We start from the raw sequence: 23458 nt of genomic DNA, 5'->3' as shown, positions 1-23458 counted from the left end.
CTTCTGATGCCAGGCTTCCAACCTCGTCCGCTCCACCCGGAGCGTTCTGCGCGGGATCTGTACGGGGCTGAAATCCGGCGGCTCCGTGAGGCGGCCGGGATGTCGCTGACCCGGCTCGCGGAGATCCTGAAGTTCTCCAAGGCGCACCTGTCGCGGATCGAGACGGCGGAGTCGCCGCCGCCGGAGGGGCTGTCGGAGAAGCTGGACGCGGCGTTCGGGACCGGGGGGACGTTCGTCAGGCTGTTCCCACTGGCGAGATTGGAGCAGTTCCCGGACAGGTACCGGCGATATATGGAGTTGGCCGCTCAGGCAGTGATCCGTGAGAGCTTCACTGAGACCATCCCTGGCCTCCTGCAGACACCCGCGTTCGTAGAGGCGATCCTGCGCGCAGGTGCTCCGTTCTCTGATGAGGACGAGATCCAGCACAAGATCACAGCACGCCTCAAGCAGCAGGACCGTCTCCACGGAGCGAACCCCCCGCGGTACTGGTTCATCATGGACGAGGCTGCACTGCGCAGGCTCGTGGGCGGACCACTACTCATGCGGGATCAGATGAAGGCCTTGCTTGAGGCCGGCAAGCTTCGCCATGTGACACTCCAGGTCCTACCGTTCAGGGCCGGCGGCCACTCTGAGCTGGGCGGCTCACTGATGCTGCTGAAGCTGCCAGGCGGTTCAGTTGTCGCGTACGAAGAAGGCAGCCGCAACGGCCTGTTGATCGAGAAATCGGACATCGTCGCGAAGCGCCAGGCGTACTACGATCTTCTCAGGGCGCAAGCTCTGTCGCCGGAGGACTCCTCCGCGATGATCAGTGCGGCACTGGAAGGATTCGACCATGCAGCTCGCCCGGTGGCGGAAGAGTAGCTACAGCAACCCGGATGGCGGCGATTGCATCGAGATCGATGACGCCAACCCCGGCCACGTCCGCGACTCCAAGGACCCCAACGGCCCGTTCCTCACGTTCCGTCCGTCATCCTGGCAGAGCTTCGTCCACGCGACCGCAAGCGGGGAGTTCACCCATGAGCACCTGGCGTAAGAGCAGCCACAGCAACGGCGACGGCGGCGAGTGCATCGAGGTCGACGACGCCGCCCCCGGTCACGTGCGCGACTCCAAGGACCCCGACGGCCCGTTCCTCACGTTCCACCCCACCGCCTGGCAGGCGTTCGTCCGGGCCGTCGCAGCAGCCGAGTTCAGTCCAGCTCGCGGATGACCCGAGCGGGGTTGCCGACCGCCAGCACGCCGGCGGGCAGGTCCTTGGTGACCACGCTGCCCGCCCCCACCACCGTGTTCTCGCCGATGGTGACGCCCGGGCAGACGATCACACCGCCGCCCAGCCAGACGTTGTCGCCGATGGTGATCGGCAGCGCCTTCTCCCACCCGGCCCGGCGCCGCTCGGTGTCCAGCTCGTGGTGCGGGGCGAGGAGTTGGACGTTCGGCCCGATCTGTACGTCCGCGCCGATGGTGATCGGCGCGGTGTCCAGGAAGATCCCGCCGAAGTTGACGAACGACCGGGCGCCGATGCCGATGTTCCAGCCGACGTCGCAGCGGAACGGCGGTCGGACGATCACGCCGTCGCCCATCGCGCCGAACAGCTGCCCCAGGATCGCCCGCCGCTCGGCAGGTGCGGGTACCTCGATGGCGTTGAAGGCGGCCAGCAGCTTCGCGCAGCGCATGACGGCCTCGCCCAGTTCGGGGTCGTCCGCGATGAACCAGTCACCGGCCAGCATCCGGTCCTTCATCTCGCCCACGAGCAGCCGCCCTCCCACCTCGGTCTGGTTCGTTCACGCTCCCCCGCAGCTCCTCACCCGTCAAGCGAATTGCGGCAGGCGTCCAGCAGCAGGCTGACGTTGCGGTCGGTGCTCGCCGGGTGGACGACGAGGTAGCTCTGCAGCCGCAACGCCCCGCCCGCGAACGGGCGGAACGCCACGCGGGTGGTCGGCAGCACGGCCGCCTTGGCCGCGTAGAAGACCGTCCACTGGGCCCGCCCCGCACCGATCGCCGCCAGGGTGTCCTGGTCGGTGGTGAAGGCCGGGCCCATCAGTGGCTCGAAGCCCGCCGCCCGGCAGGCGTCCGTCACCAGGTCGACCAGGTGCGGATTGGCCTCGCGCGGGGCGATCCGCAGCGCCAGTTCGGCGAGTTCGGCCAGCTCCACGCTCTCCCGGGCCGCCGCCGGATGGCTCGCCGGGAACGCCGCCACCAACTCGTCCTGCCAGAGCGGGATCAGCTCCAGCCCCGGGCTGTGGGTGATCCCGCGGACGAGGGCCGCGTCGAGCCGTCCGTCGCGCACCTGCTGGAGCCGCTCGCCCGGTGCCGCGCTGACCAGCTCCAGGTTCACGCCGGGCGCCAGCGCCTCCAGCTCCGTGAGGATCCGCTCCAGCCGGCCGCCGAGCCCCACGTTGGTGCCGAGCCGCAGCACCGAGGACTGCTCGGCGCGCAGCTCGGCCATCGCCGCCAGCGCGGCCCGCTCGGCGTCCAGGATCGCCTGGGCCTTGGCCACGAAGACACTTCCCGCTGCTGTCAGGGCGACCGTCCGTGTCGTACGGTCGAAGAGGTCGACGCCCAGCTCCCGTTCCAGCCGCCGGATCTGCTGGCTGACGGTGGGCTGGACGATGTGCAGCCGCTCGGCGGCCCGACCGAAGTGGAGTTCCTGCGCCACCGCGAGGAAGTAGCGCACCTGCCGGAGTTCCATCACGCCCCCCATTCATCACGTTTGATGATGAGTCTAAGAGCTGAGCGCTCATTGGTCGGCGGCGCCTCCTGCACTGAAATGGGACCTGTCAGCAGGGAGAACCACCAGAGGGAGTGACCACCATGTCGTACGCCAAGGTCAACGGGATCGAGCTCTTCTACGAGCGGACCGGCACCGGCGACCCGATCGTGTTCCTGCACGGGTTCGGCACCAGCGGCCGGGTCTGGGGCGCGCAGGTCGCCGACCTGGCCGCCGACCACGAGGTGATCACCGTCGACTGGCGCGGCGCCGGGCGCTCGGACCACCCGGCGACCGGCAACACCATCGCGGACAACGTCGCCGACATCCTCGCCCTGATCACCGAGCTGGGCCTGGACCGCCCGGTCGTGGTGGGCAGCTCGATGGGCGCCACCTTCGCCCTGGAGGCCGCGCTCGCCGCGCCGGAGCTGGTGCGCGGCGCGGTCTCGGTCAACGGCCCCGGCTACTGGCCGGGCCAGGGCATGACCGAGCTGCTCGACCAGCTGATCGGCAATCTGGTCACCGACCGCGCGGGCACCCTGGCCGGCTGGGTCCCCAGCTGGTTCGGCCCGGTGGCGGGCCCGGCGCTGATCGACTGGACGGTGCGGCAGACCCTGGACTCCGGCGTCTTCATCGACGCGCTGCTGCTGGAGGCCGCCGCCTACGACCCGCGGGAGGACCTGCCCCGCCTCGCCGTCCCCGCCGTCTTCGTGCACGGCGTGCTGGACAGCGAGATCCCGCTCGCCGTCTCCGAGAACCTGGCCGCGCTGGCACCGCTCGGCAGCGTGCAGGCCATCGAGGGCGCGGGGCACCTGCCGCACCAGGAGCTGCCCCTGGAGTTCAACCTCGTGCTGCGCGCCGCGCTGGAGCGGATCGAGGCGGAGCAGGGCGCCCTGGCAGTCGCCGCCCGGTGACCGGGACTCAGCCTGGCCGACCGGCCGCGGACTCCACCAGCCGGTCGGCCAGGGTGCGGAAGACGAAGAAGTTGGGGATCCGGCGGACCGGCGTGGCGGTCATGTTCAGCCAGCGGCCCTGCCGCTTCACCGTGAGGTGGCCCTTCTCGGTGCTGATCGCCTGGACCTCCGACCAGCCGACCGCCTTCGAACCCGCGGTCAGGCGCTCGGCGCTCACCGTGTAGGGGCCGAACTGCAAAGTCTGCCCGGCCTGCACGGCGGCCAGGGCGAGCGGCAGCTGCGCCGCGGTCACCTGCTGCTGGATCTCCCCGCCCCAGGTCCCCGGATTCTCGAAGGCGCCGACCGTACCGCCCTTGACCCGGCTGCTCCCGACGCCCGGCCCGGCGAACGTGTAGACGTGGGTGGTGCGCATGTGCGCGCCGCCGCGGTGGTACTCGGTGATGTCCTGCAGGACGGACATGGACTCCCAGCGGTAGGCGTCGACGGTCGCGCCGCCGGTGCCGACCACGGCCACTCCGCTGTCGTGGATGCGGATCTCACGCCCCTTGTCGGCCCGCTGCTGGAGCGTGTACCGGATGGAGCTCGCTGCGAAGAGGCCGCCCGCGGTCACGGTCATGAACAGGCCGAACAGCGGGACCGCGGAGATGATCATGAAGAGGATCGTGCCCAGGACGCCGAAGGCGGCGACCACCGCGAACACGACGAGCACGCGCTCACCGTTCGTCCGCTCGCTCCAGAGCCGCGGGCGCGCCGGGCGGAACGTCCGCCGTAAGCCGCCCAGCCCCGCCTGCTCGGTGAGCGCGTCCACGTCCGCCGTCATGCCGTCCCCCTCGAGGTTCCGTCCCATGGTTTCGTCACCGCTCGGCAGGACGCGGATCGGCGCCCCACGGGTTCACCGCCCCGGTTACTGACCGGCCGCTGCCCGGCTACTGCCCGATTACCGTCCCAGGTGCAGCGCGCTCATACCGGCGATGACGATGCGCAGGCCGTGCTCGAAGCCGGCGTCGGTGTCCTCCTCGAAGAGGTCGCGGTGCGCCTCGGCGGTGAGCGGGAACCGGGTGGCGTCGAGGTCCCGGAAGATGCGGTTGGCGCGGTAGGGGTTGTCCTCGTCGGCGTAGTCGGCGCCCGTGCGGGCCTGCTCCTCGATGGTGAAGCCGACCGTGAAGTGCAGGATCACCGGGAAGCTGCGGGCCGCGTCCCGCACGGCGAAGCCGCCGTCCTGCAGGGTGCGCAGCATCAGCTCCGTGCCGCGGTACTGGTCCGCTCCGGCGGTGGCGGTGCCAGCGAAGACCCGGCCGCCGTCGCGGTAGCGCAGCATCGTGACGCGCAGCCGCCGCGCCCAGTCGGCCGCCCAGTCGGCCCAGCTCTCCTCGCGCCGTGGGCCTTCGAGGCCCTCGGAGGCGTCGGCCATCATCACGGTGGCCATGGCGTCGAGGAGTTGGCGCTTGTTCTTCAGGTGCCAGTAGAGGGTGGCGACCTGGACACCGAGGCGCTGGGCCACCTGGCGCATGGTCAGCCCGTCCAGCCCGGACTCGTTGAGCTGCTCCAGCGCGGCGCGGGCGATGGCCTCGGCGGTGATCTTCGCTGCGGTGATCTTCACGGCGGGGGCGCTCTTCGGCGCCGCCTTCGACTTTTCTGACACGACTTCAGTTTAACGCTGGCCAAGTGCAATCGAACAGAGTTAGGGTCAGTTGAACGTTGTTCGGGAGAGCGTGGTTCAGGAGAGCAAGGGAGGGCTCATCATGGCAACAGTGATGATCGCGGGCGCGGGGCCGACCGGGCTGATGCTCGCCTGCGAGCTGCGGCTGGCAGGCATCGACGTGGTGCTGGTGGACAGGCTGCCGGGCCGCAGCGGGCAGTCCAGGGCCGGGGGCATGCACGCCCGCACGATGGAGGTGATGGACCAGCGCGGGCTGCTGGACGGCTTCCTCACGGGCGGCGTACCGATGCAGATCGGGCACTTCTCCGGCCTGGAGCTGGATTTCAGCGGGCTCGCCACCCGCTACCCCCACATGCTGCGCATCCTGCAGTCGGACGTGGAGGTGCTGCTGGAGGAGCACCTGGCCAAGCTCGGCACCCAGGTGCGCTGGTCGGCGGGGGTGACCGGCATCCGGCAGGGCGAGCACGGGGTCACCGTGGAGCTGGGCGGCGACTCGGGCGACGGTGAAGAGCTGGTCGTGGACTACCTGGTGGGCTGCGACGGCGGGCGCAGCACCGTGCGCAAGCTGCTCGGGATCGGGTTCCCCGGCACGGAGCCCACCCTCAGCTCGATCCTCGGCGATGTCGAGCTCACCGATCCGCCGGCCGCGCCGATCGTCGAAGAGCGGCGCCCGAACGGGCGGCTCAGCGTCTTCGCCTTCGGGGAGAACTGGTGGCGGGTGACGACCACCGAGTACGACGCCGGCGTCGCACGCGACACCCCGGTCGACGTCGAGGACTTGCGGGCGACCCTGATCCGGGTCGCCGGCACCGACTTCGGGATGCACAGCCCGCGGTGGGTCTCCCGGTTCAACGACAGCACACGCCAGGCAGATCGGTACCGGCAGGGCCGGGTGCTGCTGGCCGGCGACGCCGCGCACATCCACTTCCCCGCGGGCGGCCAGGGCATGAACCTCGGCATCCAGGACGCGGTCAACCTCGGCTGGAAGCTCGCCCTGGTCGCCCGTGGCCAGGCTCCCGCCCACCTGTTGGACAGCTACCAGGCCGAGCGGCACCCGGTCGCGGCCCGCGTGCTCGCCAACACCCGGGCGCAGACGGCGCTGGGCCGGCCCGACACCCACACCAGCGCGCTGCGGGAGGTGTTCGAGACGCTGATGGCCCAGGACACGGCCGGCCCGCAGTACCTGGCCGCCATGGTCAGCGCGCTCGACATCCGCTACCCGCTCGGTGACGGCCACCCGCTGACCGGGCGTCGGGTGCCCGATTTCGACCTGACGACGGGCTCGGGCTCGGGCTCGGGCGGGCGAAGCCGGGTCTTCGAACTGCTGCACGGTGGCCGAGGGGTGCTGCTGGATCTCGCCGGTCACGCCGGGACGGCCGCGGTGCTGAGCGGCTGGGCCGGGCGGGTCGACCTGGTCACCGCGAGGCGCGCCGAGCCGACGGTGGCGGTGCCCGGCCTCGGGCGCTGCGTGCTGCCCCGGGTGCTGCTGATACGCCCGGACGGGCACGTGGCCTGGTGCGGGCCGACCGAGCCGGCGGGCGACGGGGTCGGCGTCGACCTCGGGGCGCTGCACGCCGCGCTCACCGACACCTTCGGCCCGGCCGAGCCACCCCACGCGCCTGCAGCGAAGGCTACCTGACTTACCGTCAGCGGGGCGAACCGTCCGGCGTGAAATCGCGTGTACATGTCTGGGACCGGGAGGGCCGGCCCCAGACGGGGAATACTCAGATGAAACGCAAAGCGGCCTGCGCCGCCGTCCTCTGCACACTCGTCGTGGCCGGCTGCTCCAGCGACTCGGGCAAGCAGCTCAAGTACGGCGAGATGGCCACCTTCTCCGCCAAGTCCGGCGGGTCGTACGGGGTGACCGTCATGCGCGTCGAGAAGGGCGACAACTCCGACCTCAGCGCGCTCAGCCATCCGTCGGACTACGCCGGCGACACGCCTTACTACGTGCACTACTCGCTCACCAAGACCAGTGACGGCTCGGTCCAGCCCGATGTGTCGCTCGACGCGGCCGACGGGAGCACGCACCTGACGATGCTGAGCCTGCTGCCGTCACTCGACTTCAGCGACCCGCTCCACCCGAAGACGCAGACCTTCGCCAAGTGCCCCGGCAGCACCGACAGCCTGGACAAGACGGCAAAGGGGGAGAGCGTCAGCGAGTGCGTCATCTTCCTCGCCCACCAGGGGACGGGCGACCCGACGTCCGTCGCCATGACCCAGGGAAAGTCGAACACGGCCGTCGCCACCTGGAAGTGACGCCTGCGCTCAGCGGCAGGGTCCTCAGCAACAGGGTCCTCAGAGGCAGGGTCTTCAGCGGCGGGCCGGCGGGGCCGGGACCACGAGGACGGGGCAGGCCGCGTGGTGCACGGCGGCGGTGCTGACCGAGCCGAGCAGCAGGCGGGTGAAGCCGCCGTTGCCCCGGGCGCCGACCACCAGGGTGTGCTGGCCGACACTGGCGGCCAGCAGCACCTCCACCACCCGGCCCAGCACCACGTGCAGCGACACCGGCCCCTCGAACGGTCGGCTGCGGGCCTGCTCGACCGCGCGCAGCGCGCGGCGCAGACCGTCGGCCATGCTGCCGCTGAGCCGCTCGATGCTTTCCTGCACCAGCTCGGCCATGCCCGGCGGGTAGCCGCCGGGGGCCGGGTCGACCACGCCGAGCAGGTAGAGCGGCAGCTCGTAGCGCTCCGCCTCGGACATCGCGCGGTCCAGCGCCCAGAGCGCGCCGTCCGAGCCGTCGCAGGCGGCCAGGATGCCGGGCGGCTGCGGCGGGCCGGGCGGCGTGCCGGCGATCGGGAGCACCTGGGCGGCGCGGCCGTCGGCAGTGGTCACGGGGGCCTCCTGGGGTGAGCGTCGAGCCCATGATCCGCCGACCCGGCGCCAGATCCCGGCAGGCGGAACGGCGCGCTCCTGTCGCCGCGGGCGGACGGGTGGCGGCCGGCGCCGGGCAGCCGCTACGGGAGGTCGATGCCGGCGGCGCGCAGCCGCTCCTCGATCAACGCGGTCATCCGGGCCCAGGCCGGCTTCTCGTCCTCGCCGTGGTGGCTGAGCAGCTCGCGCCGGAGCGGACCGTCGTCGCGGTTCTGGAGCTGGGAGAGGCCGGGCAGCAGCGACGGGTGTCCGCCTCACGGGAACTGCGCGACCGCCAGGGCGCGGCGCTGCGGCAGGGGCAGGCCGGTCCAGCAGGAGCCGTGGCTGCGGGCCTCGAAGCGGCGCAGCCACAGCTCGACGGCGACCAGGTCGGCCAGGCCGTCCAGGGCGCCGGGCGGCAGGTCCGCATACGGGTCGGCGGCCTGGCGCAGGGCACTGCGGACGGCGGGCAGGTCGATCAACCCGGCCTCGGCGAGCAGCGGTTCGCGGAACAGCTCGGCCAGCGGGTCGGCGGCCCGGCGCAGGCCGGCGCGGGCGGCTTCGGCCCGGTCGGGGCGCGGGGCGCGGCCCCAGTCCACGGGCAGGTCGGCGCGGCCCGCGCCGGCCAGCACCGCGCGCAGCAGGGCGTGCCGGGCGCCGGGCTGCAGCCGCAGGTCGGCGGGGAGCAGGCGGGCCGCGCGGATCACCCGGTTGTCGAAGAACGGCGCGTGCAGCCGCTGGCCGTGCTGCTCGGCGGCGTGCACCAAGGTCCGGTAGCCGCGTGCGTGGTGATGCAGCGCCAGGGTGGCGCGCCGCAGGCCCGGCGGCTCCTCGGGTACGGGGCCGCGGGCCGCCAGGCGCAGGCGCAGGGCGACCTCGGAGAGTGCGTCGTCGGAGAGCCAGCGCGCGGCCGGTCCGGGCACGCACCAGGTCAGGTCGGCCACCGAGGAGGCACCCGCGGTGAACCGTGCGCCGGGCCGCGAACTCGGCCTGATCGGGCCACGGCGGGCCGTGAGCTGCACGGCCGCGTCCTCCAGCGCCTCGGCGTAGCCGCCCCGGGCCAGCCGGCGGGCCGCGCGCAGCACGGTGACCGGGGTGCGCAGGGCGCCGGTCAGGGTGCCCGCCAACGCGCGGTCCACTCCGGCCAACACCGCGACCGGGGGCAGCAGTTCGCGCGGGCGCCCGTGCCGGATCAGGTCGGCGAGCCGGGCCGGGTGCCCGTCCAGCACCTGGCGGGCGCCGTGCCCGGTGAGGTGGTCGGCGCCGCCCGCGCTGAGCCGGGCGGCGGTGCCGTGCGCGATCACCAGGGCCCGGCCCGGCTCGTCGGTGAGCGGCCCGGCCAGGGCGGCGGCCAGCGGGTCGGCCAGGGCTCCGGCCGACGAGTCGGCGGCCAGGTCGGCGTAGGGGAGGGTGTCGGGGCCGGCGTCCAGCACGGTGTGCCGCAGCCGGGGGCGGCCCACCTCGCGCGGCGCCTCGGGGGCGGTGCGGGAGGGCTCGCAGACGGTGACGGCAGCGAGCTGCTCGGGCTCCGCGGCGCCCACCGGGGGCTCGGCCGACGGCGCGGGGCGGGCCCACGAGCCCTTGGTGGCGCCGGTGCGCCGGTGCGAAGCGGCGGGCGGCCCGTCCGCGTCCACCACCGCGTCGACGTCCGGCAGCGAGGGCGCCGCGGCGGCCGGGCCCGGACCGATCGGGACGGCCGCGGCGAGCACGGCCAGCGCGGTGGAGGCCGTGCCGTAGGAGAGGTCGGCGCCGATCCGGGGCCGCCGCGGCCCGGGGCCGGGGACGCTGGGCGCGCTGCGGATCCGGAACCGGACGGCCTCCAGCAGGCTGCGGGTCAACTCCCGTACCGCGGCCGCCTCGCCGGTGCCGCCCGGCGCCGCGCTGTCGGTGGCACCTCCGTCGTCGTACCGCGTCAGGTGGGGCCGCCCGCTGCGGATCGCCAGGGTGTGGCCCGGCGGGACCCGTCGCACGCCCTGGTACGGCGTGCCGTTGCCGACCGCCTCCGGGGACTCCGGGCAGGCGAGGGTCGCCGCCAGGTGGCCGGTGTCGACCGGCGCGCCTACCAGGTCGGCGAGCGGCAGGGCGGCGGTGGCGTAGGCGGTGCCGCCGCACCACGGGGTGTGGAAGACCGGCCGCAGCCCGGCCAGGTCGGTGAGCAGCAGGGTGCTGCGGGTGCCGATCCGCAGCACCACGGTGTAGCTGCCGGGCCAGTTGGTCAGGTGCCGCACCGCGCCGCCGCGGGCGACGGCCAGGCCCGCGGCGAGCTCCTCGTCCGCGGCGCCGCAGTGGCCGAGCACCAGCAGGCGGGTGACGCCCTCGGTGTCCTGGCCGAGATCGGTCGCGTGCGGCCCGGTGGTGACGGTGGGGCGGGCACGGCCGGGGTGGACGACGACCTGGCGGATCTCCTCCGGGCGCCAGTCGCCGACCGCCCAGAGCGGGTCGGGCCCGGTCCACAGCGGGGTGGCCGCCAGCGGGCGCACGGCGGCCAGCGCCGCCAGCGCCTCCTGGACCAGGACGGGGGCGGCCGCGGTGCTCGGCTCCCGGCGCGGCACGGGCAGCCGGCCGGCCGGCGGCCTGGCGTGGGACACGCTGCCGCTCCAGCCCGTCAACCACCGCATCGCGCCTCCACCGGGTGTGGCCCGTCCCTGGGCGCGCGACGGGGTGCACGGGGGTGTGGGGCCGCCGTCCGCGAGCCTTTGGGCCATGGTGCCACTGCGGGCGGGCCGGGGGGACGGGGGTGAGGTCGGGTGATTCTGGGGAGGGACGGGCGAATTGGGTGACAGGCGGGTGAATTCGGGCGGCGGCGACGGGCGCGGGAGGGGTGGCGGCGGGGCCGGAGCGGGCCGGCGCGGGGTGGGGTGCGGGGGTGGCTCGTGCGCGGGCGGGCCCAGCCGCGTGCGGGCGGGCGGTCGGCGGCGGACCGGCGGGCGTTGCCGCAGCGGGGAGTTGGGTGCCGCGCGGGCCGGGCCTCCCCCTCCATGGCCCGGGCCGCGCGGCGCGGACGGCACCGGCCGGGATCCACCCGGCGCTCGCCGTCCGAGCTCTGGGGTCTGGTCCGACGGGCGCCACGCGTCCGATTCGCGGCGCCCGCCGGCCCGGCGGGCCGGGACCCGGGTGTCCGCGGGCCGCTCACCGGACCGCCCGGCGCGCACGCCCACCCGCGCCCTCGTCGGCGCACCGGCCGACGCACCCGGACCCCCAGGCGCACCGGCCACCCAGTCACCACGGGCCACCACTGCCTCACGGCCTGCCCTCAGACCGTCCCCGTCACTTGCCTGATGACGGCATGGCCATGCCCACATGGCCAAAAAGTGACTCAAGCCCGGGAGGGCATCCGCATGCCCTCCCGGACCTCGGCCACCACCCGCGGGGAACTGAGGCGGCGGCATCCCCCGGCCCGCCGGGTCCTCGACGGCGGGCCGACCCACAGCCCCTAGCGAACTGCCGCGCGAGGCCGGCAACCAGGGGGCACAGGTGGGCGCACGTCAACACGCGACCGGAGCACGACGCTCCCCCTGACCCACCGGCCACCGGGAGATCGTCCGGGCGACCGCCGGACCCGGCCGGCCCCCGTCAACCCGGCGCCCACCCGCGCCGAACCAGCCACCCGGACGGCCACCGCCCTTGGCCCGCCACGCCTGGCGCAGGTAGCGATCGGGCCAACCGGAATGCCGCCCCTTAACCCTGGGAACCCGGCCGACTACGCTAGGTACCACCGCCGGCCGGTCAGGGCAGGCCCTGGCCCCCGGGCCGCGCCCGGACGCCGCGCGCGAAAGACCCACCGGCGAACACCGACAAGGGGGGTGCCGTCGCATGAGCATCAGTCCACGGGGACCGAACGAGCGCCTCGGCTCCCTGCTGACCCAGGCCCAGATCAGCAATGCCGGCCTGGCCCGGCGGGTCAACGACCTCGGCGCCCAGCGCGGCCTGACGCTGCGCTACGACAAGACCTCGGTGGCCCGCTGGGTGACCAAGGGGATGGTCCCGCAGGGTCCCGTCCCGCACCTGATCGCCACCGCGATCGGCGGCAAGCTGGGCCGCCCGGTGCCGCTGGAGGAGATCGGGCTCGGCGACACCGACCCGACCCCCGAACTCGGCCTGGCCTTCCCCCGCGAGGTGTCGGAGGCGGTGCGCTCGGCCACCGACCTGTGGCGGGTCGACCTGGAGCTGCGGCGCGGCCCCGGCGGCGGGCGGTGGAGCGAGGGGCTGGCCGGCACCTTCTCGGTCGCGGCGTACGCGACCCCCGTCTCGCGCTGGCTGATCACCCCGGCGGACGGCTCGGTGGCGCGCGGCGTGGAGAGCGGCGCCGCCGAGCGGGGCGCGGAGCGGGAGGCGGAGAGCGGGCAGGCGTGCGAGGCCGGCACGGCCGGCGGGCGACCGGCCCCGGCCCAGGCCCAGGCCCAGGCCGCCGAGAAGGTGCCCGGGCCCCGCACCGACCGCACGGCCGACCGCACCACCTACCGGGTCGGCCAGTCGGACGCCGCCAAGCTGCGCGAGGCCGCCCAGGAGGCCCGCCGCTGGGACTCCAAGTACGGCGGCGGCGACTGGCGTTCGTCCATGGTCCCGGAGTGCCTGCGGGTGGAGGCCGCCCCGCTGCTGCTCGCCTCCTACAGCGACGCGGTCGGCCGCGCGCTGTTCGGCGCGACCGCCGAACTCACCAGGCTGGCGGGCTGGATGGCGTTCGACACCGGCCAGCACGAGGCGGCCCAGCGCTACTACATCCAGGCGCTGCGGCTGGCCCGGGCCGCCGCCGACGTGCCGCTCGGCGGCTACGTGCTCGCCTCGATGAGCCTGCAGGCCTGCTATCGCGGCTTCGCCGAGGAGGCGGTCGACCTCGCGCAGGCCGCGCTGGAGCGCAACCGGGGCCTGGCCACCGCCCGGACGATGAGCTTCTTCCACCTGGTGGAGGCCCGTGCCCAGGCCCGAGCGGCCAACGCGGCGGCGTGCTCGGCGGCGCTCACGGCAGCCGAGAGCGCTCTCGAACGTGCGCGCGCCGGGGATCCCGATCCGGCGTGGATCGACTTCTACGCCTACGACCGGCTGGCCGCCGACGCCGCCGAGTGCTTCCGCGACCTCGGCGTGCCCGCCAAGGTCCGCCAGTTCACCCGGGAGGCGCTGGCCCGCCCGACCGAGGGCTTCGTCCGCTCGCACGGCCTTCGCCTGGTCGTCTCCGCGATGGCCGAGGCCGAGGCCGGCAACCTGGACGCCGCCGTGGAGGCCGGCGAGCGCGCGGTGGAGGTGGCGGGCCGGATCTCCTCCCAGCGCAGCCGGGAGTACGTGCTGGAGATGATCCGCCACCTGGAGCCGTTCCAGGGCGAGCGCCGGGTGCGCGAGTTGACCGAGCGCGCCCGCCTGGTCCTGACGGCACCGGCCTAGCGCACCGGCCTAGCGCCGACGGGCGCCGAGCGGCCGGGCGGTGCCGGGCGGTGCCGTCAGGACCAGGCGGGCGGCCCAAGCGCCCTGGGGTCCGCTCGGGGACGTCTCGTAGACTCGACGGCATTGTGACTGCGACTGCCTCCACTCCCCAGCCCGCCGCCCAGGCACCCGCCGCCCGGCCCTCCGCCCGCCTGTCGGCGGCCCCCGCCGGCTACCCGGCCCCGATGTATCCGCACCGGGCCACCGAAGAACAGCACAGCGAGCGGCGGATCCGCAGCTTCCAGCCGCGCCGCGGCCGGATGACCCCGGCCCAGGCCGGTGCGCTGGACCGCAACTGGGACGACTGGGGCCTGGCGATCGACGGCAGCCCGCTCGACCTCACGAAGCTCTTCGGCGAGCTGCCGGTCACCCTGGAGATCGGCTTCGGGATGGGCGAGACCACCGCCGCGATGGCCGCCGCCGACCCGGCGATGGGCATCCTGGCCGCGGACGTGCACACCCCGGGCCACGGCAACCTGCTCAACCTGCTGGAGCAGAGCGGCGCGCAGAACGTCCGGCTGGCCGCCGGCGACGCGATCATCCTGCTGCGCGACATGCTGCCGGACGGCTGCCTGGCCGGGCTGCGGGTCTACTTCGCCGACCCGTGGCCCAAGCCCAAGCACCACAAGCGGCGCCTGGTCCAGGCGGGCTTCCTCGACCTGGTGCTGCCGCGACTGGCCCCGGGCGCGCTGGTGCACTGCGCCACCGACTGGGAGCCGTACGCCGAGCAGATGCTGGACGTGCTCGGCGCCCGCCCCGAGCTGGTCAACCTGCACCCCGAGGGCGACGGCAGCGCCTGGACGGACGAGGAGCGGCAGGCCGACGGCACCGTGCCCGGCTACGCGCCGCGGCCCGACTGGCGCCCGGTGACCAAGTTCGAGCGGGCCGGTCTGGCCAAGGGGCACGTGGTGCACGACCTGCTGTTCCGCAAGGTCTGACAAGCGATTTCCATTATCGGACAGCTTCCCGTACTGTTGGGTTCACCGACGCGGGGTGGAGCAGCTCGGTAGCTCGCTGGGCTCATAACCCAGAGGTCGCAGGTTCAAATCCTGTCCCCGCTACTCAGTAGCACAGAAGGACCCGGTGGAGATCACTCCACCGGGTCCTTCTGCTTTCCCGCCGCGAAAAAGCCGTTGCCCCGCCGCGCGGTGCCTGCCTATCGTGGCAGCAACACGAAAGGAGGTGATCCTGAGTTGAGTACCCACGCAACTGCGCTCTCGCACGCGTCTGACCAGCTCGGGCGCGCCTCCGTGGAGCCCACGGCCTGAGCCGAGCCCCACGGACGGGAACGCGCAGAAGTTGGCGAGCCCCCGGGATGTCCTCATGGCGAGGGCCCGGGGGCTTCGTCATGCCACCAGCTGCCCGGCGATCGGACCGGCCGGGCCCATCGGACCGACCAGAGAATCGGACGCGACATGACCGACCTGCAGAAGCTGCTCGCCCAGGACTCCGTCGAACCGACCCCCGAGCTGGTCGCCGAGCTGAGCGCGGCGCTGCGCTCGCCGGATCCGCAGGTCCGCGACGCCCAGGCGTACGAGCTGCTCGACTACTGCATCCCGCTCATGGAGCCGGAGCTGCGCGACTGGCTCGGCCAGCAGATGGCCGCCCGGTTCACCGACCCGCAGATCCAGGCCCGCACCTTCGCACCGCTGATCCTGGCCGTCCTGGTCCACCACGGCGCCTACCGGCCCGCGTGGCAGGCCGCCTTCGCCCGCTGGTACCCGGCCGAGACCGATCTGCGCGGCCACCACCCCGAGCTGGGCTGGCTGCACGCGGTCGCCCACGGCGCCGACCTGCTGGGCGCGCTCGGCCGTTGCCCGCAGGCCGACCCGGCCCCGCTGCTGGAGCTGGCCCGGGAGCGGCTGCTGGCCCCGACCGGGCACCTCTTCGACGCGATGGAGGACGACCGGCTCGGCCGTGCCGTCGCCCTGGTGCTGACCCGCACCGAGCTCACCGAGCAGCAGTCGGTGGACTGGCTGGCGCCGATCGCCGCCGATTTCCGGGCCGGCGAGCCGGGGCCGGTCCCCGCGCACGCCTCGAACACCATGCGCACGCTGCGGGTGCTCTACCTGCTGGCCGACCGCGGGGTGCGGGCGCCCCGGCAGGAGGACGGGCCGGCGCTGGCCCTCGCCCATGCCGGGGCGGTCCGCGAGGCCGTCGCGGCCACCCTCGCGGTCTGCTCGCCCTACGCGGGCTGAGCGGTCGCTCAGACCAGCCGCTGCAGGTAGCCGTTGGTGACCAGCCAGCCGACGTTGACGCTCGCCGGTGCGCCGGGGATCAGCGTGCCGTCCAGCTGGTACTGCCAGCCGAGGCCGGGCTGGCCGAACCACGGGGCGATCGGACCGCCGTGCACCGAGAAGGACTTGACCACCCGGTAGTCGTGGTAGTTGCAGCCCGCCGCCGGGTTGCCGTCCAGGCTCGACGGCGGGATCGCCCGGCTCGCGTAGGAGGAGCCCTCGGGTGCCAGGAAGCTGCCGTACTCGCTGCCGTAGCGGTCGATGTCCTGGCCGGGCAGCAGCGGCTGGGTCAGTTCGAGCGGCTGCCCGTTGACCACCAGGTAGCCGTTGTCCGGCGGGTAGCGCCAGCTGCCGGCGGCGCTGTCGTAGTACTGGGCGAGGAAGGCCGACTCGCTCGTGCCGCCGGTGCGCTGGTAGCCGAAGAGCTGCCACCCGACCGGTCCGGTGCCGGGCAGCTGGGCGGGGCCGAGCCGGGCGTCGCCGTTCGCGAAGGCGGCCGAGCACTGGTCGCTCGGGGTGGCGTCCGCATGGGCGGCCGGGGCGGCGGTGCAGAGCGCGGCCCCGGCGGCCAGTGCGACGAGCAGGCGACCGGGCTTGGGTATGGAGATCGTCATTCGCGCAAGGTAGCGCGCAGGCCGTGGAGTTCGGCCTCTTTCAAGCCATGGGCCAGCAGGTAGTCCTCGACGCTGCCGTGCCGCTCGCGGATCCGCTCCAGCGCACCGGTGAGCAACTCGGCCGGCACCGGCTTGGTGTAGCGGGTCACGCCCTGCGGGTCCACGTACGGAACCGGCCCGTCCAGCACGCCCAGGCCCTCGTTGGAGAGCAGGTAGTCGGCGAGGATCTCCTCCTGCGGCACGTCCAGCAGGTCGAGCAGCAGGGCGATCAGCAGACCGGTGCGGTCCCGGCCGATCGCGCAGTGCACCAGGGCGGGCAGCGCCTGCGGCTCCAGCAGCCGGCGCAGCGCGGCGACGAACACCGGGCCCGCGGAGTCCATGATCAGCGCGTACGTCTCCTCGGGCGGCAGGCCGTGGTGGTAGGAGCCGTCCTGCGGCAGGACCGGGAAGTTGGCCAGATCGACGTTCAGATCATGCGTTCGATCCGGCTGGCCGACCAGCTCGTCCGCGTCGCGCAGGTCCAGCACGGTGCGCAGGCCGAGCTTGGCCAGTGCGCGGGCACCCTCGTCGGTCAGGTCGACAAGCCAGGCGGACCGGTAGACCAGCCCGGGACGGACCGCGCCGAGTCCGCCGACGTCGCGCAGGTTGCGCAGACCGGGTATCGCCAGGAGCCGGGATGCGCTCAGGTGTTCATCCATGGCACCGCACGGTAGCGGTGATGCCGGGTCAGCGCGAGAACGTAGCGGCGCCGCCCGTCCCCCGGGGCCCGCACGGTGCGCAGCTCGCTGTGCACGCCCCGGCGGCCGAGCTCCTCGCGCAGCAGCGGCAGCCGCGGGCTGCGCCGGCTCAGCGCGTCGTGCAGCGGGTGGACCAGCACCTCGGCCTGCGGGGCGGTGACCCGCACCAGCTCCAGCAGCGCGGCCAACTGGTCGGCCGCGGAGAAGCGTTCGGGGTAGGCGAAGAGCAGGTAGGAGCTGAGTGTCAGGGCGAAGGTGCCGTCGGCGAAGGGCAGCCGCGGCAGCGCGGCGGCCAGGTAGTCGCCGGGGTGGGCGGCCCGGTCGGCGGCGAAGAGCCGGCGGGCCCGGTCCCAGCTGCGCAGGTACTTCTCGTACGGCAGGTGGCGCGGGCCGAGGTAGCGGGCGGGTGCGGCGGGCATCGCGCGGGCCATCGTCCACCGGGCGGCCTCGGCGCCGGCCAGCAGCTCGGTGCCCGGCACGGCGTAGGCGGGGTCGACGGCCAGCACCCGGCAGCCGAGCACGCGGGCCTCGGCGACCACGCCGGCCGCACCGCCCGGGCAGTCCAGCACCGGGCCGGGCAGCGCGCGCAGGGCCGCCCGGGTCAGGCCGAAGAAGCCGCAGTACTCGTCCAGCGGCCGGGAGGTGACCAGCATGGACTCACCTGAACACGCCGCCGCCCACCGCGCACCCGGGGGTGTGCGGTGGGCGGAACGGGCCGCCGGTCGGCCGGTCAGCCGCGCAGCAGCAGCCAGGCGGCGCCGCGCGAGACGTTGGTCAGCAGGTGGGTCAGCCGGGCGGTGAGGAAGATCAGCAGGATGCCGACCAGCGAGACGCCGGCCACCTGCCAGAGGTGCGAGAGGTAGTAGTCGTGCTGCACACCGTGCACCGAGTAGGTGAACAGCCGCAGGCCGGGCCAGCTGGTGTAGGCCGGGAAGACCCAGTTGTAGGCCGGCAGCAGCGCCATCGCGAGCCCGACGGCCCACAGGGTGACGGACAGCACGAAGCAGAAGACGTGCCAGGGGAACATCACCACGTGGTGGAGGACGGCCTTCCAGCCCGCCGGGTCGCGCAGCTGGCGGGTGACCACGCTCCACGCCCCGCCCCCGGCCGGGCGCACCGCGCGCGGCGCCCGCAGCCGCAGGCCCAGCTGCCCGGCCACCCGGGCGCGCTCCAGGGCGCCCAGCGCGCGGGCACCGGCCAGCAGCAGCGCGAGCAGCGGCAGGCCGAGGAAGGTCATCGCGGTGCCCGCACCGACGGCGAACATCGGCACGGTCCAGGCGAAGCCGATGATCGCGGTGAAGAGCGAGGTGAGGATGTAGCCGAGCTCGCGGTAGGTCTCCCGGGCGAACGGACCGCGCCAGAAGTACGGCACCTCGAAGGCGTCGTCGTGCCGCCGCTCGGCGGCGTCGTCCGGGCCGGCTGCGGCGTCGAAGGAGGCGAACGGGGCGGCGGTCGTCGTCATGCCGACCACTCTGCCGGGCGGGGCACCCCTGCCGGTAGGCGGCTGCCCGGCGAACCCGGGGTGGGGTTAACCCCACCCTCGTGCCGCCACCGCCCGGCCCGACGGGTGCGAAGATCGGGACATGGACCTGGACGACCTGCGGCTCGCACCCCGACCGCACACCGCTGAGCTGCTGCGATGGGCCGAGGAGCAGGGGCTCGCGCCGGCGCCCGAGGCGGCGGTGACGGCGGTGCTGACGCTGCTCGAACTGGGCGACGCCCAGCTGCACGACGGCTTCCCCGAGCTGACCTCCCCGCTGCTCCAGGAGCTGCTCTACGAGCGGCTGCACCTGTACGTCCAGCCGGTGCCCGAGCAGCCGCCGCACGCCTACGGCGACGCGGTGCGGCTGCTGATCGACCACCAGCGGGCGGCGAAGCGGCTCAACGCCAAGCGGCAGCAGCGGCTGCACGAGGAGGCCGAGTGGCAGGGCGAGCTGCTGGCCGGACTGCTGCGCCAGCCGCACCTGCTGACCTGGCCCCGGCTCTACACCCTGCTGCTGCGCGAGGCCGGCGTCGACACGGCCGACCCGGCGGCGGTCCGGGCCTGGCTGGAGGGTTTCCGGGCGCTGGCCGAGCCCGAGCGGATCGCCGCCTTCGCCGCGCTCGCGGAGCTGGAGCAGCCCGAGGGCGAGGAGGGCTGGACCGAGGGCGTGCTGCTGTCGATCGGGATGGCCACCGACGGGGCGCGGCTGCTGGTGGAGAACCGCCTGATGCAGCGCAGCTACCGCAACCTGGCCGGGCTCACGGCGCTGGGCCTGCCGATGCCGGCCGAACTCGCGGGCGACTTCCCGGCCTTCGAGGCGGCCGTGCAGGCCGAGGCGCTGCGGCTGCTCGGCGAGTGGACCGTGCCCGGGCTGCCGGAGCTGCTGCTGACGGAGTACCAGGACCTGGCGCCGGAGCCGGGCGCGGCCGAGGTGGACGGCTACATCGTGCGGCGCGGGCTGGTGGACCTGCCGGACATCGGGCTCTGGGCGGGCGAGGCGGCGCCGGAGCAGTAGCACCCCGGCCGCCGCGGTGTCGCGGGGCCGGGTGCCGCTGCCGGTGCGGTCGCGGGCGGTGCCGCGGCCGGGCGGTGGCGCGGTCAGACGGTGGCGCCGTGGGCGGCCAGCCAGGCGGCCGGGTCGACCGGGGCGCCACCGCCCGGGCGGACCTCCAGGTGCAGGCGCGGGCCGATCGGGGCCGCGCCCGGCAGCAGGCTCGGCGAGGCGCCGGTCGCGCCGACCGTGCCGAGCACCGTGCCGGGAGCGACCTCGCCCGCGGTCACCGCGATCGAGGCCAGGTGGCAGTACCAGAGCTCGGTGCCGTCCGGCAGGGTCTGGACGACCCGGTAGCCGTAGGCGCCGGACCAGCCGGCCGAGCTGACGGTGCCGCCGGCGACCGCGCCGACCGGGGTGCCGGCGGCGGCGGCGAAGTCCAGGCCGGTCCGCAGCTGGACCCAGGGCGAACCGGACGGGGCCACGGTGTACTTGGCCAGCGGCAGGCGGGCGGTGACCGGGGCGGCCGCGGCCTCGGCCTGCGCGGCGGCGGCCTCGGAGGCGGCCTGCGCGGCAGCGGCTTCCGCGGCGGACCGGGCGGCGGCGGCCTGCGCGGCGGCGTGCTCCTGCTCGGCCTGGGCGGCAGCCTGGGCGCGGGCGGCGGCCTCGGCCTGCGCCGCGGCCTCGGCCTGGGCGGCGCGCTTGGCGGCGGCCTCGTTGGCGGCCTCCAGCCGGGCGGCCTCCTCGGCGGCGGTGCGCTGGTCGGCCTGCTGCTGGATCCGGGCGGCGAGCGCGAGGCCGGGGTCGGCGGCGCCGTCGGACTGAGCCGCGGCCTGCTGGTCGGGAGCGGTGAGCATGGTGGCGGGCGCAGGCACCGGGGTGGTGGCGGCAGCCGCGGCGGTGGCCGACAGGCCGGTGGCGCCGAGTGCGGCGGCCATCGCGGTGACGACCGTGGGGGCACTGCCCAGCCGGAGGCCGGCGGAGTTGGCACCGGCGCGCGCCTGGCGGGGCACCTTGGGCCGGGCGGTGTCCGCCGTCGCGTCGGGGTGGTCGAGCAGGCCGGTGGTGCCCGATTCCGTGTGGCTCTCCGGGGAGTGCGACAACGCCACGGGGGCGCGCTCCTTTCCTTCCCTCGCGCCTACCGGGTTAGCTGACGGGTTCGGAGCAGGAAGGTCTCCTACGGTCCGACCTGGACCGCAACGGCCCAGGACGATCCGATTCACCCCAAGGAACGGTGGTTCCCCGGCTCCCGGCCCAACCCGAAGGCCAGGTCCGTGGATTAGGCGACGGCGCACGGTGCCGTTTCGGGTACGGCGTTGCCGACCGCGCTGCGTTATCAAACGTTAATCCCAGGAGCGCGCGATTCCAAGCCGCTCCGGTCGAACGGGCACATTCCCCGGGCGTCATGCTCCCGTCATGCCGAGAACCGCCCGGGCCCGATCTGAGTAGTCGTACTCAGGTGCGCAGCACGGCAGTTGGCCATCCTTCAGGTATGACTTCCACGGTTCAACCACGGACCACGTCCGCTTATTACGTGCAGGCGATCCTCTCCTTCGCCCTCTCCGCCGGCGGCCTCGCGGTGGGTATCGCCTACCTGCCCATCAGCTCCTGGATGCGGGCTTTCCTCGCGCTCGGCCTGCTCTACGCACTGACCTCCGCGTTCACCCTCGCCAAGGTGGTCCGGGACCGCCAGGAGGCCGGCGAGATCGTCACCCGGGTCGACCAGGCCCGGCTGGAGAAGCTGCTCGCCGAGCACGATCCGTTCCGGGCCGAGGGGCTGTAGGGCCTGCCCGGCGCAGCTGCGCGGAAGGGGTTGACGGCTATGGCTATTAGCCATAGCTTTGTGGGTGTCGGCAAGCCGCCGGCACCCACCGTTCGCCAGGCCAGGAGGCCGCCATGAACGCCACCACCGCCCCGCAGACCCAGTTCCTCCAGCTCCCCGGCGGCACCATCGCCTTCGACGACACGCTCGGCGCCGACAGCCGCGGCACCTCCGGCGAGGACAGCACCCCGGTGGTGCTGCTGCCCGGCATGCTGGAGCCGCGCGCCAGCTTCCGCTACCTGCGCCCGCTGCTGCTCGCCGCGGGGCAGCGCGTGATCACCATGGACCTGCGCGGCCTCGGCGAGTCCTCGTCCGCCTGGGACGACTACTCCCCCGCCGCGATCGCCGGGGACGTCGTCGCACTGCTGGACCACCTGGGCATCGAGCGGGCCGTCCTGGTCGGCCACTCCTACACCGGCGCCACCGTGCTCAAGGCCGCCACCACCGCCCCCGAGAAGGTGGCCGGGATCGTCCTGCTGAACGCCTTCGTCGAGCAGCCCGAGGCCGGGGCGCTGAAGCGGGCGCTGGTCCACGTGATGGGCAGCGCGGTGATCGCCTTCCCGAAGTTCTGGGGCTTCTACCTCGACAAGGTCGCCTTCCCCACCACCAAGCCCGCCGACCACGGCGAGTACATCGCCCGCCAGGTGCGGGCGGCGCGCACCCCCGGCCGCAAGCGGACCACCCGCGGCTACGTCCGGGGCAACTCCGCGCCGGTCGGCTGGACCGAGGGCGTGCGCTGCCCGGCCCTGGTCGTGATGGGCGCCAAGGACCCCGACTTCACCGATCCGGAGCTGGTGGCGGACCGCCAGGCGGCGGCGCTCAAGGCCCGTAAGGTGATGATCGACGGCGCCGGGCACTACTCGATGACGGACCACCCCGAGGCCACCGCCGCCGCCCTGCTCCCCTTCTTCACCGAGGTTGCCTGATGCCCCGCGCCGGACTGACCCCCGACCTCGTCGTCGACCACGCGCTCGGCCTGATCGACGACCAGGGCCCCGAGGCCCTGACCCTGGCGGGCGTCGCACTGCGGGCCAAGGTCGCCGCCCCCTCGCTCTACAAGCACGTGCCCGGCGGCCTGGGCGGGCTGCGCCGGCTGGTCGCGATCAGGGTCACCGCCGACCTGGCGGCCCGGCTCCGGCAGGCGACCGAGGGGCTGCGCGGGGATGCGGCGGTCGACGCGCTGCTGCGGGCGTACCACGGCTACGCGATCGAGTACCCGCACCGCTACGCCGCCCTGCCGCAGAGCCCCTCCGGCGCCGACCCGGAGCTGATCGACGCGGCCACCGCGCTGGTCGGCGCGATCTTCCGGGTGCTGGAGGACTACGGGATCGCGGACTCCGAGGCGGTGCATGCGACCCGCACCGTGCGCGCCCTCGCGCACGGCTTCGCCTCGCTGACCATCGCCGGCGCCTTCCAGCTGCGGGAGGACCTGGGGGTGACCCAGCAGCGGCTGATCGGGCTGCTGACCAGCGGGCTGCGGTCCTGGCCGGACGGGGCCTGAGGCAACGGCTGGTCAAACTCTGGTCAACCCTGTCGCTGAACCTCTGGTCAGACTATGGACTGATCGGATAGCACTAGGGAAAAGGGACTAAAGTCCCAGCCGGTACGCATTCGGACAGGGATCGAGACCGATTCGTCGCCGAACGAAGGTCAGACTGAGCCCCGCCCGGGTAGCAGCAAGCCGAGGCGTACCACCCGCGAGTCCGCTCGCGGCTCACCCGCGAAGGACGAGGGCCCATGACGCAGCCGACCACCGCCCACCGCGCGGCCCTCGGGAGCTCCCCCGCCGCGTTCCCCGCCCAGCGCACCGCCGCCGTGCCCCCGCGTCCCTCCGGTCGCCCGGCGAGCGTCCGCTCGGCCGGCCTGACCCGCCTGGCCGCGATGCGCCGGGGCCTGGCGATCGTGTGCGGCGTGCGCTCGATGAGCAGCGTGCCGGCCCGGCCGCAGCCCGGCTACGGGGAGTCGGACGGGCAGTAGCGGCCCCCGGTCGTCCATACGGGCAGCGGCCCGGCCCGCCCGGCCGCCCA

25 protein-coding genes, 1 tRNA gene and 1 riboswitch are annotated in these 23458 nt (G+C 74.2%); of the genes, 15 read left to right on the top strand and 11 right to left on the bottom strand.

Annotated elements, in window-relative coordinates; genetic code table 11:
* The first annotated feature begins 6 nt into the window (after nt 1-6).
* Genes OG500_RS21270 through OG500_RS21260 form a run of 3 tightly spaced genes read left to right on the top strand, consistent with a single transcriptional unit; the run spans nt 7 to nt 1208 of the window.
* Nucleotides 7-861 (top strand): helix-turn-helix domain-containing protein, encoded by an 855-nt coding sequence (locus tag OG500_RS21270; protein ID WP_329582559.1) that lies wholly within the window; start codon nt 7-9, stop codon nt 859-861.
* Entirely contained in the window at nt 833-1033 is a 201-nt protein-coding gene (locus tag OG500_RS21265; protein WP_329582556.1) for a DUF397 domain-containing protein, read from the top strand. The genes OG500_RS21270 and OG500_RS21265 overlap by 29 nt, the downstream gene beginning before the upstream one ends.
* Complete coding sequence (locus tag OG500_RS21260) at nt 1017-1208, top strand: DUF397 domain-containing protein (RefSeq protein WP_329582552.1); 192 nt, start codon at nt 1017-1019, stop codon at nt 1206-1208. Before OG500_RS21265 ends, OG500_RS21260 begins: the two co-directional genes overlap by 17 nt.
* Here OG500_RS21260 and OG500_RS21255 read toward each other — a convergent pair.
* Entirely contained in the window at nt 1189-1746 is a 558-nt protein-coding gene (locus tag OG500_RS21255) for a sugar O-acetyltransferase (protein ID WP_329582549.1), read from the bottom strand. The genes OG500_RS21260 and OG500_RS21255 overlap by 20 nt on opposite strands.
* A 53-nt stretch (nt 1747-1799) precedes the next feature.
* Nucleotides 1800-2687, bottom strand: a complete 888-nt coding sequence (locus tag OG500_RS21250; protein ID WP_327068263.1) for a LysR substrate-binding domain-containing protein — start codon at nt 2685-2687, stop codon at nt 1800-1802.
* Nucleotides 2688-2809: 122 nt separating this feature from the next.
* Between OG500_RS21250 and OG500_RS21245 the strand changes: the two genes are divergently transcribed.
* Nucleotides 2810-3619, top strand: a complete 810-nt coding sequence (locus OG500_RS21245; protein WP_327068262.1) for an alpha/beta fold hydrolase — start codon at nt 2810-2812, stop codon at nt 3617-3619.
* 7 nt (nt 3620-3626) lie between these two features.
* On the opposite strand, the gene OG500_RS21240 is transcribed toward OG500_RS21245, so the two are convergent.
* Nucleotides 3627-4466, bottom strand: a complete 840-nt coding sequence (locus tag OG500_RS21240; RefSeq protein WP_329582544.1) for a DUF6585 family protein — start codon at nt 4464-4466, stop codon at nt 3627-3629.
* Nucleotides 4467-4556: 90 nt separating this feature from the next.
* Nucleotides 4557-5261, bottom strand: a complete 705-nt coding sequence (locus tag OG500_RS21235) for a TetR/AcrR family transcriptional regulator C-terminal domain-containing protein (RefSeq protein ID WP_329582541.1) — start codon at nt 5259-5261, stop codon at nt 4557-4559.
* A 100-nt stretch (nt 5262-5361) separates the two neighbouring features.
* Between OG500_RS21235 and OG500_RS21230 the strand changes: the two genes are divergently transcribed.
* Together OG500_RS21230 and OG500_RS21225 are read left to right on the top strand one after the other, a co-directional pair.
* Nucleotides 5362-6918, top strand: a complete 1557-nt coding sequence (locus OG500_RS21230) for an FAD-dependent monooxygenase (RefSeq protein WP_329582538.1) — start codon at nt 5362-5364, stop codon at nt 6916-6918.
* A gap of 89 nt (nt 6919-7007) precedes the next feature.
* Nucleotides 7008-7538: a hypothetical protein gene (locus OG500_RS21225; RefSeq protein WP_329582535.1), complete on the top strand. Its 531-nt coding sequence runs from the start codon at nt 7008-7010 to the stop codon at nt 7536-7538.
* Between the two features lie 54 nt (nt 7539-7592).
* On the opposite strand, the gene OG500_RS21220 is transcribed toward OG500_RS21225, so the two are convergent.
* Entirely contained in the window at nt 7593-8114 is a 522-nt protein-coding gene (locus tag OG500_RS21220; protein ID WP_329582532.1) for a universal stress protein, read from the bottom strand.
* Nucleotides 8115-8407: 293 nt separating this feature from the next.
* A complete protein-coding gene (locus OG500_RS21215; RefSeq protein ID WP_329582529.1) occupies nt 8408-10720 on the bottom strand; it encodes an asparagine synthase-related protein in 2313 nt (770 codons plus the stop codon).
* 1225 nt (nt 10721-11945) lie between these two features.
* Here OG500_RS21215 and OG500_RS21210 point away from each other — a divergent pair.
* The 4 genes from OG500_RS21210 to OG500_RS21195 all read left to right on the top strand — a co-directional run bounded on the left by OG500_RS21210 (nt 11946) and on the right by OG500_RS21195 (nt 15745).
* Complete coding sequence (locus OG500_RS21210) at nt 11946-13508, top strand: MFS transporter (protein WP_329582526.1); 1563 nt, start codon at nt 11946-11948, stop codon at nt 13506-13508.
* A gap of 125 nt (nt 13509-13633) precedes the next feature.
* Nucleotides 13634-14485, top strand: coding sequence for a tRNA (guanosine(46)-N7)-methyltransferase TrmB (gene trmB, locus OG500_RS21205; protein ID WP_327068254.1), 852 nt, complete (start codon nt 13634-13636; stop codon nt 14483-14485).
* Between the two features lie 49 nt (nt 14486-14534).
* Nucleotides 14535-14608 (top strand) — tRNA-Met (locus tag OG500_RS21200).
* Between the two features lie 354 nt (nt 14609-14962).
* Nucleotides 14963-15745 (top strand): DUF2785 domain-containing protein, encoded by a 783-nt coding sequence (locus OG500_RS21195; protein ID WP_329582521.1) that lies wholly within the window; start codon nt 14963-14965, stop codon nt 15743-15745.
* An 8-nt stretch (nt 15746-15753) separates the two neighbouring features.
* Here the strand turns inward: OG500_RS21195 and OG500_RS21190 are convergent, their stop codons facing one another.
* From OG500_RS21190 to OG500_RS21175, 4 genes are all read right to left on the bottom strand, one after another.
* On the bottom strand, nt 15754-16398 hold the full coding sequence (locus OG500_RS21190) for a TNT domain-containing protein (protein WP_329582518.1): 645 nt from the start codon (nt 16396-16398) through the stop codon (nt 15754-15756).
* Entirely contained in the window at nt 16395-17096 is a 702-nt protein-coding gene (locus tag OG500_RS21185) for a tyrosine-protein phosphatase (protein ID WP_327068251.1), read from the bottom strand. The genes OG500_RS21190 and OG500_RS21185 overlap by 4 nt, the downstream gene beginning before the upstream one ends.
* The gene (locus OG500_RS21180; protein WP_327068250.1) at nt 17081-17788 is read right to left on the bottom strand and encodes a hypothetical protein; all 708 of its coding nucleotides are present in this window, start codon (nt 17786-17788) and stop codon (nt 17081-17083) included. Before OG500_RS21180 ends, OG500_RS21185 begins: the two co-directional genes overlap by 16 nt.
* A gap of 77 nt (nt 17789-17865) precedes the next feature.
* Entirely contained in the window at nt 17866-18597 is a 732-nt protein-coding gene (locus OG500_RS21175) for a sensor domain-containing protein (RefSeq protein ID WP_327068249.1), read from the bottom strand.
* 121 nt (nt 18598-18718) lie between these two features.
* Between OG500_RS21175 and OG500_RS21170 the strand changes: the two genes are divergently transcribed.
* Nucleotides 18719-19633, top strand: coding sequence for a hypothetical protein (locus tag OG500_RS21170; protein WP_327068248.1), 915 nt, complete (start codon nt 18719-18721; stop codon nt 19631-19633).
* Between the two features lie 83 nt (nt 19634-19716).
* Here OG500_RS21170 and OG500_RS21165 read toward each other — a convergent pair whose 3' ends face one another.
* Nucleotides 19717-20718 carry a M23 family metallopeptidase gene (locus OG500_RS21165; protein WP_329582511.1) on the bottom strand — a complete coding sequence of 334 codons (1002 nt, stop codon included), beginning with the start codon at nt 20716-20718 and terminating at the stop codon, nt 19717-19719.
* Nucleotides 20719-20729: 11 nt separating this feature from the next.
* Nucleotides 20730-20905, bottom strand: a riboswitch (cyclic di-AMP (ydaO/yuaA leader).
* Nucleotides 20906-21101: 196 nt separating this feature from the next.
* Between OG500_RS21165 and OG500_RS21160 the strand changes: the two genes are divergently transcribed.
* The 4 genes from OG500_RS21160 to OG500_RS21145 all read left to right on the top strand — a co-directional run bounded on the left by OG500_RS21160 (nt 21102) and on the right by OG500_RS21145 (nt 23408).
* Entirely contained in the window at nt 21102-21392 is a 291-nt protein-coding gene (locus OG500_RS21160) for a YiaA/YiaB family inner membrane protein (RefSeq protein ID WP_327068246.1), read from the top strand.
* Between the two features lie 113 nt (nt 21393-21505).
* Nucleotides 21506-22357 (top strand): alpha/beta fold hydrolase, encoded by an 852-nt coding sequence (locus OG500_RS21155; RefSeq protein ID WP_329582507.1) that lies wholly within the window; start codon nt 21506-21508, stop codon nt 22355-22357.
* Complete coding sequence (locus tag OG500_RS21150; protein WP_329582504.1) at nt 22357-22932, top strand: TetR-like C-terminal domain-containing protein; 576 nt, start codon at nt 22357-22359, stop codon at nt 22930-22932. Before OG500_RS21155 ends, OG500_RS21150 begins: the two co-directional genes overlap by 1 nt.
* Nucleotides 22933-23168: 236 nt before the next feature.
* Nucleotides 23169-23408, top strand: coding sequence for a hypothetical protein (locus tag OG500_RS21145; protein ID WP_327068243.1), 240 nt, complete (start codon nt 23169-23171; stop codon nt 23406-23408).
* Nucleotides 23409-23458 lie beyond the last annotated feature (50 nt).

This window comes from Kitasatospora sp. NBC_01250 (assembly GCF_036226465.1).
Taxonomy (GTDB): Bacteria; Actinomycetota; Actinomycetes; order Streptomycetales; family Streptomycetaceae; genus Kitasatospora.
The sequence above is the reverse complement of the archived record's forward strand: the minus strand, read 5'-3'. Positions and strand labels throughout refer to the sequence as shown.

Excerpts from the sequence above, each read along its gene's own strand:
- OG500_RS21265 (WP_329582556.1), top strand. The coding sequence starts at position 833 with ATGCAGCTCGCCCGGTGGCGGAAGAGTAGCTACAGCAACCCGGATGGC.
- OG500_RS21175 (WP_327068249.1), bottom strand. The coding sequence starts at position 18,597 with ATGACGACGACCGCCGCCCCGTTCGCCTCCTTCGACGCCGCAGCCGGC.
- OG500_RS21230 (WP_329582538.1), top strand. The coding sequence starts at position 5,362 with ATGGCAACAGTGATGATCGCGGGCGCGGGGCCGACCGGGCTGATGCTC.
- OG500_RS21180 (WP_327068250.1), bottom strand. The coding sequence starts at position 17,788 with ATGCTGGTCACCTCCCGGCCGCTGGACGAGTACTGCGGCTTCTTCGGC.
- OG500_RS21190 (WP_329582518.1), bottom strand. The coding sequence starts at position 16,398 with ATGACGATCTCCATACCCAAGCCCGGTCGCCTGCTCGTCGCACTGGCC.
- OG500_RS21155 (WP_329582507.1), top strand. The coding sequence starts at position 21,506 with ATGAACGCCACCACCGCCCCGCAGACCCAGTTCCTCCAGCTCCCCGGC.
- OG500_RS21145 (WP_327068243.1), top strand. The coding sequence starts at position 23,169 with ATGACGCAGCCGACCACCGCCCACCGCGCGGCCCTCGGGAGCTCCCCC.
- OG500_RS21260 (WP_329582552.1), top strand. The coding sequence starts at position 1,017 with ATGAGCACCTGGCGTAAGAGCAGCCACAGCAACGGCGACGGCGGCGAG.
- OG500_RS21185 (WP_327068251.1), bottom strand. The coding sequence starts at position 17,096 with ATGGATGAACACCTGAGCGCATCCCGGCTCCTGGCGATACCCGGTCTG.
- OG500_RS21245 (WP_327068262.1), top strand. The coding sequence starts at position 2,810 with ATGTCGTACGCCAAGGTCAACGGGATCGAGCTCTTCTACGAGCGGACC.
- OG500_RS21150 (WP_329582504.1), top strand. The coding sequence starts at position 22,357 with ATGCCCCGCGCCGGACTGACCCCCGACCTCGTCGTCGACCACGCGCTC.
- OG500_RS21170 (WP_327068248.1), top strand. The coding sequence starts at position 18,719 with ATGGACCTGGACGACCTGCGGCTCGCACCCCGACCGCACACCGCTGAG.
- OG500_RS21195 (WP_329582521.1), top strand. The coding sequence starts at position 14,963 with ATGACCGACCTGCAGAAGCTGCTCGCCCAGGACTCCGTCGAACCGACC.
- OG500_RS21225 (WP_329582535.1), top strand. The coding sequence starts at position 7,008 with ATGAAACGCAAAGCGGCCTGCGCCGCCGTCCTCTGCACACTCGTCGTG.
- OG500_RS21250 (WP_327068263.1), bottom strand. The coding sequence starts at position 2,687 with ATGGAACTCCGGCAGGTGCGCTACTTCCTCGCGGTGGCGCAGGAACTC.
- OG500_RS21160 (WP_327068246.1), top strand. The coding sequence starts at position 21,102 with ATGACTTCCACGGTTCAACCACGGACCACGTCCGCTTATTACGTGCAG.
- OG500_RS21270 (WP_329582559.1), top strand. The coding sequence starts at position 7 with ATGCCAGGCTTCCAACCTCGTCCGCTCCACCCGGAGCGTTCTGCGCGG.
- OG500_RS21210 (WP_329582526.1), top strand. The coding sequence starts at position 11,946 with ATGAGCATCAGTCCACGGGGACCGAACGAGCGCCTCGGCTCCCTGCTG.
- OG500_RS21240 (WP_329582544.1), bottom strand. The coding sequence starts at position 4,466 with ATGGGACGGAACCTCGAGGGGGACGGCATGACGGCGGACGTGGACGCG.